Below are 12062 nucleotides of genomic sequence, written 5' to 3' on the forward strand. Positions count from 1 at the left end.
AACGGCTCACCAACTATTTTCGGTAGTACTAGTTTCCGGTAGTACTAGTTGAGAAGTTACAGTTTTTATAAGCGGGGCGCCCGTATACCCCGCTATTCGTTGTTGGAGAATCTGCATCCCCAAATCAGCCATTTCCGTGATTTTTGTATCGATAGTGATCACAGCAGGAATAGCAGCCGAGAGCCAAGCGAGCCGATCGAAGGTAACAATATCTACGTCAACCCCGGCCCGTATCCCCCGGCTACGTAGCCCCTCAATGACGCCTAACGTAATCACTCCGGAAGCGCAGAGCACTAAATCTGGCACGCCTTCCTGTATAAATTCCACTATGGCTTTTTCGCCAGATTCTTCCTGATAGGCGATATTGACCGTGCGAGTTTTCACTCCAATCTCGCTCAATCCCTGCTGTAATAAACGCTGGCGAATACGGCCGGTGCTGGTGGTATACGGGCCAGAAATCACTACAGCAGAGGTATAGTCTCCGTTTTTTAGATACTGCATCAGCTCGGTAACGGCTTGGGCGTCATCTGCAACCACGGTATCTACGTTTTCAGCTTCCAGACTGCGATCTATCGCCACCGTCGGAATTTCCGCTACGTAGCTCCGCAAGACACTCGTAGGTGAACCAGCGGGAGTCAACAGTAACCCATCTACGTGTTGCTCCAGCAAAGCAGCTACCGCTTGCTCCTGTTTAAGAGGATCTTCACCCCCATTACAAATCATGATCCGTAAGTCGAGGGCACGCGCTTTTTTCTCGATTTGATCGGCAAGTTGGGCAAAAAACGGATTGACGATATCTCCTACCACCACCCCGACTATGCCGCTTTTTCCAGTACGCAAAGCCTGGGCGCGCGCATCGCGGCGATAGCCGAGGTGACGAGCAGTAGAAAGTACCTTTATACGCGTTTTTTCTGATACCTGCGGGGAGTTGTTGAGGCAGCGCGAAACAGTAGAAATATTAATGCCCAATTCTTGAGCTATATCTCTAATCGTGACGCCCATTTTTCTGCCTCAACATACCCGTCGCAGATATTTTCACGGTATTTCCTGAGTTTATGCTGCTATTTTTGCTCCGGGTTTTGGAATCAGGAACGAAGAGAGCAGAGCTAGACCCAATAGAATCGCGCCGGTAATAATTGCAGCAAGATGGCCTCCTGCTGCTCCCCCGAAGGAAGTCATCACCGCATAGAGAATTGCGAAAGACATCCCAGCCCCTAGATTAAATGCACCCGCATTTAATCCCGGCAAGTAACCCGGATTATCTTCTGGGGAGAGCACAATTCCTAAGCCGTTTAATACGATATTTACCGTACCAGCATAGGCGATGCCGGCAAATAGCGAGATTCCAAGTAATATCCAGCCGTTGATATTAGTCATCAAAAATGCCAGAACTAAAATCGCCGCTAAAGACCCCACTAAACCAATACGCAGCACGAGGCGATACCCATATTTACCAGCTAAGGTGCCAGCAATCGGCCCCATTGCCAAACCAGCTAAAGCATAAGGAGTCAAAGTCCAGAACGAAACAACGTCTGCTCCGATATTGGCTCCAAACTCCGCGTTTTGCGCAATAGATGGAATAATGCCGTTCATAATGGCGAAAATTCCCGTCATAGTCAAAGTAGTGGTCATTAACAATGCCCAAGTACTACGAGAACGCAGATATTTGGTGCTGACCAGTGGCGCAGCCGCATTATTCTCCCGATTCCAGAAAGCGACGAAGAATACCGCAGAGACCAGCGCCAGCACGATTACTAGTATCCAGTTCGCATCTGCCAACTTGGCAATCTCATTAACTGCAGTCAATAGCGAACCTACCGCAATCACTAAGGTGATAGTACCCGGCCAATCCATGCGCTCCGGATTAGGCACCGTAGATTCATCGCACAAAAAGTGAACTAAAATAACGGCAATAACTGCAACCGCTGCCATGGTCCAGAATACAGCTTCGAAACCGAAGTTTTGAGCCAACCACCCGCCGGCAATTGCATCAATACCCGCAATGCCGCCATTTACAGCTGCAATGATTCCCATCAGAGTGCCATAACGCTTCGGATCGGGCACCGCGACCCGGAGCATAATTAAACACAGCGGAACCGTGGGCCCTGCAACACCTTGGATGATACGCCCGACGAAGAGGAGCGCCACCGAACCGGTAACTCCAGCAAAAGCAGAAATTAAGCACCCAATAGCGGTCAAAGCCAACATAGAAGTCAGCAGTTTCCGCCGCCCGATCATATCCCCTAAGCGAGGCAAGAATAGGCTAAAGAGCGCAGCAGCCGTAAAGAATACGGTTTGCGTCAAACCAATAGTCGCCGCATTAGTGTTCAACTCTTTTTCCATAATCACCAAAGCCGGCGAAAGCATGGAAGCGTTGAGCTGAAAAGCGAAACACGCTGCGAGCAACGCAGCCATTATTCCAACTATGGAACGTTTTTTAGTGCTGGTATTGGTATTCATTATGCTAAATCCTGCTGAATACGATCAATGGAGTCGATTACCAGATCCCAGAACCGATCAAAATCGAGCTTAGTAGCAGCGCGAGTATGGCAGTCCGGACCAGCTGGAGCACGGAAATCTGCCACCGTCATACCCACGGTAAGATCACCCTTCAGCTCCACATCTATAGGTACCCGCACAGTTTCCATTACTTGCGGATCGATTAGGTAAGCGACGGTGCAAGGATCGTGTACCGGCGGGAATTCAAAGCCTTGTGCGTCTTTGTAGGCCTTGCGGAAGAATTTGAAAAGATCGAGAGTGAAATCGGCAATCGGCCCGCCGAGATTGCGAATCTTTGCCGTTATTTCATCAGTAGCCAGTGCTTGATGGGTCAAATCCAAACCAACCATCAGCACTTCCCACGGCTCATTAAATACGATATGAGCTGCTTCCGGATCCACCTTAATATTAAATTCAGCTACTGGCGACCAATTACCTACATGGTAACCGCCTCCCATTAAAACGACTTCTTTTACCCGCTCTACGATTGCCGGCTCTTTCCGCACGGCCATTGCGATATTAGTCAAAGGCCCTGTCGGCACTAAAGTGATTTCCCCGGGCTCATGCGCCATTATGGTGTCGATAATCAGATCTACTGCGTGCTTATTTACGAGCGGAGCTGGCTCGGGCAGCACTACTCCATCTAGCCCGCTATCGCCGTGCACATCCGGAGCTACCTCTACCGGCCATACCAAGGGCCGAGTACAGCCAGCGGCAATCGGCACATCATGCATTCCAATGAGGGTAGCAATACGCCGAGCATTATCGGTAACTTTCGGGAGCGTCTGGTTTCCTCCCACAGTGGTGACGGCCAGCAATTCAATTTCTGGATTTCCTTGTGCGAGCATCATTGCTACTGCGTCATCATGCCCCGGATCGCAATCAAGAATTATTTTCTTCGACATCTTTGTCTCTCCTTTTTCAATAGTATGCAAAACATTTACACAAACGTTTGCACTGACTTGACGCTACCACCGAGAATTGGCAAAAACAAGAAGTTTTAACTAAATAATTTGATACGCATCAATCCGAGAAAATTTATAGAAATGCGGCCAAGAATTTATTTCTGGGCCGCATTTTTTGCTAAATATCTACTCTAAATATCAAACTTCATAATCGAATTTATCGATAGATTTTTTACTTTCTAAATCCTCTTCTACCAAAAAATCCAGCTGACTCATTCCCTTCAATTTCGCCACAATCGATACCGGGAAAGAGACCACCTCTTGATTGAAAGTACTTATATTGCCGTTAACTATTCTTTTTGCCGCCGCTAGCTGCTCATTTTCATCATCTATTTGCTCTTGCAAATTCACAAACTCCGCTGAGGATTTTAACTCCGGATAGGCCTCCGCCAGCGCATAGATTTTCCCTAAAGCCTGCTCTTGATTTTGTAGCGCTTTATTTATCTCTTGCACGCTCCCGCCCCGCAGTTGCACCAGATCTGCAAAGACTGCCTTTTCGTGTGTAGCAAAAGACTTCGCCACTTTTATCAGTTCGCAGATTGTGTCGTAGCGTTTTGCAAGCGCAATATCTACGTTTTTCTTTGATTCTTTTACAACTACTTGATACCTGTTTAGCCGGTTTGACGCCTTAATAAAACGGATTAAAATCACTAAAACTAGTAACGCTACGACCGCTAAATAAATATTGCTATCCATTTAAACTGCTCCTTAAATTTTTTCGGCAACTGCCGCCACTAATTCATAAAAATCTGCTAACTTATCTCGAACTTTTTCGTATTCTCCAGCGAGAGAAAGATTCTCCACTTCTCCTTTAGTGGTAGGTACAGAAAATAAATACCTACTCGATTGAAATGCTAGAGCGATATACTCTGCATTCATATACAAAGCCACGTCCATCTTCTTCATCCAGCTATTAAAGATCTCGATAACCTGCGGGTCTAATAGCAACTTGGAATAAAAATCATCGGTGGCAAATATGGAGTAGCCATCATTAAATGCCAGCGATTCCGTCTGAATCTCTTCTTCGTCTTTCCTTCTGCCGCCATAGACACCGTAGGTTTTCTTACCCATCCAGACTTTTTCTTTTACTGGAACCACCCGGAGGTGGCCATTTACTCCAGTCTTTAGCCGGACCAAAAAGACCTGCCCAATAAAATCTATCGACTCTTCTCTCTCTCCCTTACTGTTTCTGATGTAGTGGAAGGCATACATATTAGAAAACTCCGTCCGGAGTTCATCAGCAAAGACTATATGGCAATTACCCTGATAATGATTCGAATTAGGCAGTAAACTATCGCAGACCTCCAAGCTGAGCCCCTCTGAATAGTTCAAGGTGGTACCGGGAAAAATTTCTTCTAAGACGGGCGTGAGAAAATTATTTATATACGAATTTTTGACGTCAGCTTTATTTGCGGTGAACTTCTCGTAAATAGGGCGCCCAATAAAAAATACCGGAATGAGGATTAAATAGAGGTAGTACGGGGAACTTTGCAAACTGCTGAGATTTTCGTAGATATTCGAAAGAAAAGGATGCGTATACTCCAGCAAAACGATTATCGAAAATACAAAGAATATTCCCACTAAAAATGGATTAGAGGTTTTACTCTTCATATCCGCTTTTATTGCAGCTAATTTTTCCTGCATCTGCGGAGAGTTTTCTATCTGCGAAATTTTTTCTGTGACTTGCGGATTGGTAAAAATATTTTCGTATTTCTTCATCACTCCAGTCTCCCGTTTAATGAAGTATTCAGCACCTGGCGAGAATATTTTTGAAAATATCCTCGGCACGCCTCAGGCACTCTACTCATTTACCCGCAGTAATTTATCCAGTTCCTCTGAAGATAAACTGAATTATTCACATTATATATATTGTTCCTACGGCAATTTATATTCGCAGAAAATTATTCAATACACTTACTAGCCGCTGCGTCCTTATCTAGGCGCGCCGCGCCTTTCGGCACATTGGCACAGCACCGCCCAGCAGTAATAAACTCAAAAGCAGTATCCCCGCTAATGCAGATCCAGTCTTCGGCAAGGGCGGCGGCGTAGTCGGCTCATGAATATTTTTCACCACGAACCCTTTAGCAGCGTCGCCAGAAATCTGCGCTTTATACCCAGCTACCGCTTTTTCTCGCACGCTATAAGATATAACTTTGCCATCTTTATACTTTGGCAATGCCATAAACTTAGCTTTCCAAGAATTCGCGGCACTGAGCGTAAGCTCCTTCCCCATAGGCTCACCATTGGCAAGCAGCTCCACCGTGACGCTATCAGGGCGGATATTATCGGCATTATTTGCATCATCCCAGACTTTTTCCACCGGGACTTCCGTGAGAATTCTGTTGACGAGGTTGAATGTGTATACCTTATCTTTCTCATCGGTGCTCGGGGTTACGCTCAGCGTATAGCCATCTGCACCACTCTCCTGGAAAGTGATGGGGAGAAGTTTACCCGTTTGCGGATCTTTCAGAGTGTCCAGATTGGGGAAATTGAGCACTTCGCTGCTCCAGTTATTTTCTGGAGAAAGCGTCACATGATCTACCTTGAAACCACCAATAAGCACATCTACTTCTAGCTTGGCTGGGCGTGAAGCCGGATCGTCACTTTGCCAAGCTTTATTTATGCGCAATTTCCAGGTATCTGGAGTACCGAAAATAAGTTTTCCATTATTGGTGATTCCACCTCCGCTAATGCCGAGCCCAGCAGTGAAATTCTGGTCATTACCAGTTACGTTACCCCGAACCACAACAGTAGCTAATTTATTTGCTAAACCCTTTGCATCTGCAGAAGGCACCGACTTAAAGGCTTTGTTCTCATTTATAGGCGTATCAAATGGAATTAGAGTATTTTCGCCACCCGCTATATAACGCGGAAGTTGTTGGCCTTTATCCCAATTACCATGAATTCCGTATATGGAACCATCTTGGAACCAAGCACGCTTCCCACCTCCGAGCATGCGCTCGCTCAAGGTAACAGGCTGACCTTCTTTTGGAGTCGTAGCAAAGTGGGTAGTAATGCTGGCGAAATCATCTCCAGCTCCAATGCAGCTCTTATCTTCACATGCATTAGGCGCTTTATTATCAAAGATTGCCACCCCATTCGTAATATGGAAAATTGTGGATCCATACGGGCAATTCCATAAACCTCCACCTTGTTTACTTACAGGATGGCCGCCAGCTCCAATTAAATAGGTTTTCTCTGCTATGGAATTACCAGTAATAGCAGTGTTTAACATGGTGAGAGTGGCTTTATTATCATTATAGATACCGCCACCTCCCCAAAATCCGGTGGCGCGATTATTCTCAATAATGGCGGCAGATATTTTCGCCTCGGAAGCGTCCATAAAAGCAATTCCACCGCCACTCTTTAGCGCCGTATTGGAGCTAAAAGTGCCTCCCTTGATATTTGTGGTACCGCTCCACGCATATATTCCGCCACCAAAACCGTTGGCTTTATTTTCGGAAATTTTTCCTCCAGAAATTGTGGCATCTACCGTGGAAAGGTAAAGAGCTCCACCTTTGCCACTATATTCGCCGTTATTATTTCCGCGGAAAGTGCCTTTATCCATAGTGAAGTGCCCGTTTTCTATATAGGCACCACCACCCATTTCGGCCGAGTTATCTTTAATAACACCGTTTTTCAAAGTGACATCACTATCTTTAGCGTAGATAGCTCCTCCAAAGGCATTGAGATTTGGATGGGAAGCAAGATTCTTAGTGAAGGTACCGCCGGAGATCTCTAATTTCCCTGGATTATCTGCACTGCCCCAGATACCTAATACGCCGCCCCGTTGGAAGCCGCGATTATCTTGAAATATACCACCGGTTATCTGCACATTACCCGTATAGCAAGTAATAGGAGCATATTCATTTTCCCGAATATTTTGCGGTTGCAGCGCGCCCTTCGTGCTGGTGACGTCGTTGTGCGAAAAATCGGCCGCATTCGCAATTGCGAGAGTACCTCCGTCTACAAAAATTACCGGACCGTGTATAGAAGTATCGTGGATAGCTCCGGCCTTAAAATCCATCTCACCGTTAACGATAAATTGCAGCTGCGTAAAAGACGGACCAGCAAGAATTAATTTGCCACCTTTTTCTACGCGAATAGCGCTCTTACCAGCGCCAGTGACTTTTCCAGAACCGGTGAGAGTTACATTTTGCCCCGCTTTTACCACCAGTTCCGAATCTGCATCACTAAGCGTAATATCGCTGTTGAGAGCTATTTGGCCACCAGAAGCTGCTTGGTCAATAATGCTGTTCCACGTAAGTGGTTCTACTGCCGAAGCGCTTAGTGCACCGGCATTTAATAGAAAAATACTAAGTAAAATAGTGCCGCATATGCGTAAGAATTTTTTATACATGTTTCCCCTCAGAACATAATAATCGTACCGCACTAGCTCCCCCAGAGGCACAGTAACGAAAATTATTTTTCCCACAAAACAGAAATTATTTCCCTTAAATTAGCCACTTTTACCGGTAATACCGAGCAAGAACATAAAAATAGAGCTGATTATCACGAAGATTATCAGCTCTATTTTTATGTCTACTAACTAAATATGGAGATTGGAAGTGCGGGAGCAGATTCTCCAAAATTTTTCGCTAAAATTTTTCGCTATAATCTGCCGACCCGTCACTATAACAATCTAGCAAGCAGCTAGTTTATCCCGCTTCCGCGAAATAACTAGCGTGGCACCTGCAGCTAGCAATGCAGAGGAAAGCACTACCACAAGTAGAGACTGACTACCAGTAGCTGGCAACTGAGCTGCCGCTTTAGTGTTCTGCGATGTTGATGCCGCTGGTTTAGACTTTGCCGGCGCTACACCTTTAGCAGCCGGAGATGAAGCAGAAGCAGAAGAATCAGCGGCAGCGGAGCCAGCCGCAGAATCTGCAGTAGAATCTGCGGTGCCAGGTGTAGAAGGCTTAGATCCGGGCGCAGGAGTCTGCTTATTCCCCGAATCACCGGGTGTATTCGGCTGGGCGTTATCCGGCTGCGTATTACCCGGCTTTGTATTGTCCGGCGCAGCAGTTTCATCCTTTTCCCACTTCGCATACACCGTAATATCTTGACCTAAGGCCACTTCGTCCATTTTTTGCGTAAGTTCTGCCTGCCCATACCAACCTACAAATTTAAAACCAGCTTTGGTTGGTACATACTGCGTCAAGTCAATAATGGTATTTTCCGGTTTAGTCACCGGAGCAATAGCGCTTCCTTCATTAGTCTCAAAGGTGAGAGTATGATTTGCGGGAATACGCTTCAGCTCAAAAGTAACTGCCTTATTTGCGGCATCGTATTCCACAGCAGTTTCACCAGTTTCGAGTTTAATCTTCTCTTTTACAAGACCGGCAAAGTCATAGCCAGCCTTGGTGCTGAAGGTAATCTTCACTCGGTACTTAGATTGAGAAGCAAAAGTACCGGTGGCTTCTTTCCAAGTATCTGCATCTGGATCAGCCTGTAAAAACTTTTTGGATTCAGCAAATACGTTTTCAGTTTGGGAACCAACCTGAACGCCGTTGACGCTTTGCCCGGATTCGTAACCAATTAAGTTAAAAGAAATTTCGGTAATGTGTTTAGTCTGCTCAGCATCCTGCGCCCAAGCACGCGCAGTGAAGTTGGCAAAAAGTAGCGACGACATGGCCAAACACAGTGCCAAGGTCAACGTAAGCAAGCGGATAGACCGTTTGTTTTCGTTCATTCATTATCCCTTCGAATTAGTTAAGTAAAAATTTCCATAAAGTAACACTTTATCGAGTTAATAAAATACAAAATTGTAAAAACCGTTGTAAAATTTTTTGCGTCTCTACTAGGGAGTTACACCGGTACACTCCCTTATTTACGGGTAAAAATAAGGATAAAAAGCGCTACAAGATTTTCGTCACAGCTTTTTTATTTGTATTTACTTAGCGCTTTCGTCTACTAACGCTACCTGCTAGGAGTTGTTGCTTTCTTCCCAAGCTCCATAACTTTGCCCCTCCTCATTCACCCAGCGCACTCTACCGTTGGCGGAGGTACCTAAGACTATGGCAGCTGCAGCAGAGGGAGAAGTAAAAGCAATATCTCGAGATACCACGCCGCGATTATTATCTATACGGATTGACCCATCCCTAACTAGCTTTTGATGACGACTAGCTATCGCCGCATACGAATTGACCGTTGCCGGAGTTCCAGCTTTATGCGTTCCCCAGCTAGCAACCACTATTGACCCTTTGAGGAGGAAAAACTCACCATCAATCAGCTGCATAGAGGCATCTATTCCATCTTTTTGTCTACGCAGATAAAAAACCGGTGAGGAAGCTATCTGAGCGGTAGCTGGTTGCACGGTATTTTCTGGGGATCGCAAAACGTTGACTCCCAGGATTGGCAAAATCAGCTTCATATTATCTAAGAAAGACTCAGCGGATGCTTGTTGTGCTTCAGAAAGCTTCCTAATACGAGGGATTTGCTTATTATCAGGCATAGAACAACGCTCAGCATTCTTAGCGATATCAACCAAACGGGCTTCTAAATAACTCCAATGTCCCTCGTTAAAAGACCGTTGCAGACTAGCGATAATGACGACCTTTTCCCACTGCGGCTTATTTTTATCATGATTGCGTAGGCGTTCTACAAAGTTTTCCGTTTTACCTATGTAGCACCAGGTGTTCTCAATTGATTCTGGATCATTACCGAGAAGAATATATACGCCGTTACTCTTCGCTTCTTCTCTACTATAAAGTTGGGAAAGCTGATTACGGCGAGCAGAGATAAGAATACCCGTCCAATCCGCTATCCCCGCAGTAGTCATACCTCCGGGGGTTCCATCGACGAGAAAAAGCTCTATCGCTTTGCCATGCGCCATTACAACCACACCCTTCGCCCATAAGCACCTAATTCTAAGAATAATAGAAAGAATAGCTCAATCCACAGTACGAAATTCCAATAGACGAGAAAACACCGCATCACTATTAGTTTTAGACAAGTGCTCCTTACATTACCGCAGGCTCCACTAGGTGCAAGGAAACTTAATTGACCTAAACTCTCGCCAAAATATTATTTGCAGAACTAACTGCGGAGGCGACTTAATCCAAACTGTATGCCAATAATTAAGAAAACGTGCGGCTATACGTCATTTAAAAAGGCGTCAGGTTATACGTCTACCCCGCTAAAAGTAAGTACTACCAGCAGCAAGTTTAGCGCAATTATCAAAAGCGAAATCATACCCATTACCCAACTCATGGCTCGGGTATCGCTAAACTTCCCCATCAATTCTGATTTTCTGGTGTAAGCAGCGAGCGGAATTACTGCCAGTGGAATACCGAAAGAAAGAGAGACTTGGGAAATAACTAAGGCCCAAGTGGGGTTGGGATAGAGCCAAAGAATAAGCAGAGCCGGAATTAGAGTCACCAGCCGGCGAAGAAATAGCGGAACCCGGATATGGAGCAGACCGGCCATAATTTCTGATCCTGCGTATGCTCCGACCGATGTAGAAGCTAAACCAGAAGCCAATAAACCGATGGCAAAGATTACCCCTATTCCACTTCCAAGGGCGCTTTCAATGGCTGCGTGGGCTCCCTTAATGGTATCTGTACCATCTATTCCAGCTAATGCCGAAGCTGCCAGCAACAACAATGCAATATTGACAGCCCCCGCTACTATTAGCGCATATGCCACATCGTGTTTTGAAGCTCGTAAAAGATTTGGAAGATCACTGGGTTTGCGCTGCGGAAAGCGGTGATTTACTAGAGATGAATGTAAATAAATTGCGTGCGGCATGACGGTGGCACCCAGCATAGAAGCAGCAATCAGCACCGTATCAGTGCCGGCAAATCGCGGAATTAATCCTCCTAGCACCCCCACCGGATCAGGCGGACTTATTACCAACCCAGAAAGGAAACCCACAGTTATTATCGTCAGCAGAGCAATCACTATGCTTTCAAACTGCTTTTGCCGGCGTTCATTCTGGAAAACCAACAACAGTAAAGAAATACAGCCGACGATGCTTCCACCCGCCAAAAGCGGTAAGCCGAAGAGAAGCTGCAGAGCAATCGCTCCCCCGACAATTTCCGCCAGGTCGGTGGCCGCCGCAATTATTTCCGCTTGCAGCCAAAAGGCGATTCGCTTTGCTTTAGGAAGCCTATCCCCCAAAATTTCTGGCAGGGATTTCCCCGTAACCAGACCTAATTTAGCGCTTTGATATTGAATAACTACTGCCATCAGGTTAGCTAGCACCAATACCCACACCAGTAGGTATCCGTAACGAGCCCCCGCAGTGATATTGGCCGCCACATTTCCCGGATCAACATAGGCAACTGCCGCCACAAATGCTGGCCCTAGTAACGGTAGCAGCCCTTTCGTAGCCGCCGTCTTCGCATCGGGAACAGGTTGAGAATCTCTAGTTTCTTTCTTATCCATCCGTCCAGCTTCATCTTTCTAGATTATGGGAAAGAGCTTCATCCAATACGGCTTAGTACTTCCCCTATTTCCTAAAATTCGGGTTACCTTCTAAAAAGTTTCGGATAGCCGAAATTTTACTCTAATTTCGGAAAATATGGAAACTAACCGGCCTATAAACCTGTAAAGTAAAATACTTTAATTTTAAGCCGGCACAGATGAAAAGCCGTC

At 45.8% G+C, this 12062-nt stretch carries 9 protein-coding genes; all 9 read right to left on the reverse strand.

Going from position 1 to position 12062, the window contains the following annotated elements; genetic code table 11:
• Positions 1-6: 6 nt before the first annotated feature.
• The 9 genes from BQ7117_RS05475 to BQ7117_RS05515 all read right to left on the reverse strand — a co-directional run bounded on the left by BQ7117_RS05475 (position 7) and on the right by BQ7117_RS05515 (position 11852).
• Positions 7-1002 carry a LacI family DNA-binding transcriptional regulator gene (locus tag BQ7117_RS05475; RefSeq protein WP_073996557.1) on the reverse strand — a complete coding sequence of 332 codons (996 nt, stop codon included), beginning with the start codon at positions 1000-1002 and terminating at the stop codon, positions 7-9.
• A gap of 51 nt (positions 1003-1053) precedes the next feature.
• Complete coding sequence (gene uriT / locus BQ7117_RS05480) at positions 1054-2460, reverse strand: uridine transporter UriT (RefSeq protein ID WP_073996558.1); 1407 nt, start codon at positions 2458-2460, stop codon at positions 1054-1056.
• Entirely contained in the window at positions 2460-3404 is a 945-nt protein-coding gene (gene uriH / locus BQ7117_RS05485) for a uridine-preferring nucleoside hydrolase UriH (protein ID WP_073996559.1), read from the reverse strand. The genes uriT and uriH overlap by 1 nt, the downstream gene beginning before the upstream one ends.
• Positions 3405-3602: 198 nt before the next feature.
• Complete coding sequence (locus BQ7117_RS05490; RefSeq protein WP_073996560.1) at positions 3603-4160, reverse strand: LemA family protein; 558 nt, start codon at positions 4158-4160, stop codon at positions 3603-3605.
• Between the two features lie 12 nt (positions 4161-4172).
• Entirely contained in the window at positions 4173-5183 is a 1011-nt protein-coding gene (locus BQ7117_RS05495; RefSeq protein ID WP_073996561.1) for a DUF3137 domain-containing protein, read from the reverse strand.
• A gap of 217 nt (positions 5184-5400) precedes the next feature.
• Positions 5401-7824, reverse strand: a complete 2424-nt coding sequence (locus tag BQ7117_RS05500) for a Cna B-type domain-containing protein (RefSeq protein WP_073996562.1) — start codon at positions 7822-7824, stop codon at positions 5401-5403.
• Positions 7825-8106: 282 nt separating this feature from the next.
• A complete protein-coding gene (locus tag BQ7117_RS05505; RefSeq protein ID WP_084789935.1) occupies positions 8107-9156 on the reverse strand; it encodes an InlB B-repeat-containing protein in 1050 nt (349 codons plus the stop codon).
• 234 nt (positions 9157-9390) lie between these two features.
• A complete protein-coding gene (locus BQ7117_RS05510; protein ID WP_073996564.1) occupies positions 9391-10299 on the reverse strand; it encodes a GIY-YIG nuclease family protein in 909 nt (302 codons plus the stop codon).
• Between the two features lie 287 nt (positions 10300-10586).
• Positions 10587-11852, reverse strand: a complete 1266-nt coding sequence (locus tag BQ7117_RS05515) for an Nramp family divalent metal transporter (RefSeq protein ID WP_073996565.1) — start codon at positions 11850-11852, stop codon at positions 10587-10589.
• Between the last annotated feature and the right edge of the window lie 210 nt (positions 11853-12062).

Source organism: Arcanobacterium urinimassiliense, assembly GCF_900119495.1.
In the GTDB taxonomy this organism is placed as follows: Bacteria; Actinomycetota; Actinomycetes; order Actinomycetales; family Actinomycetaceae; genus Arcanobacterium_A; species Arcanobacterium_A urinimassiliense.

Excerpts from the sequence above, each read along its gene's own strand:
- BQ7117_RS05515 (WP_073996565.1), bottom strand. The coding sequence starts at position 11,852 with ATGGATAAGAAAGAAACTAGAGATTCTCAACCTGTTCCCGATGCGAAG.
- BQ7117_RS05495 (WP_073996561.1), bottom strand. The coding sequence starts at position 5,183 with ATGAAGAAATACGAAAATATTTTTACCAATCCGCAAGTCACAGAAAAA.
- uriH (WP_073996559.1), bottom strand. The coding sequence starts at position 3,404 with ATGTCGAAGAAAATAATTCTTGATTGCGATCCGGGGCATGATGACGCA.
- BQ7117_RS05500 (WP_073996562.1), bottom strand. The coding sequence starts at position 7,824 with ATGTATAAAAAATTCTTACGCATATGCGGCACTATTTTACTTAGTATT.
- BQ7117_RS05490 (WP_073996560.1), bottom strand. The coding sequence starts at position 4,160 with ATGGATAGCAATATTTATTTAGCGGTCGTAGCGTTACTAGTTTTAGTG.
- uriT (WP_073996558.1), bottom strand. The coding sequence starts at position 2,460 with ATGAATACCAATACCAGCACTAAAAAACGTTCCATAGTTGGAATAATG.
- BQ7117_RS05505 (WP_084789935.1), bottom strand. The coding sequence starts at position 9,156 with ATGAACGAAAACAAACGGTCTATCCGCTTGCTTACGTTGACCTTGGCA.
- BQ7117_RS05475 (WP_073996557.1), bottom strand. The coding sequence starts at position 1,002 with ATGGGCGTCACGATTAGAGATATAGCTCAAGAATTGGGCATTAATATT.
- BQ7117_RS05510 (WP_073996564.1), bottom strand. The coding sequence starts at position 10,299 with ATGGCGCATGGCAAAGCGATAGAGCTTTTTCTCGTCGATGGAACCCCC.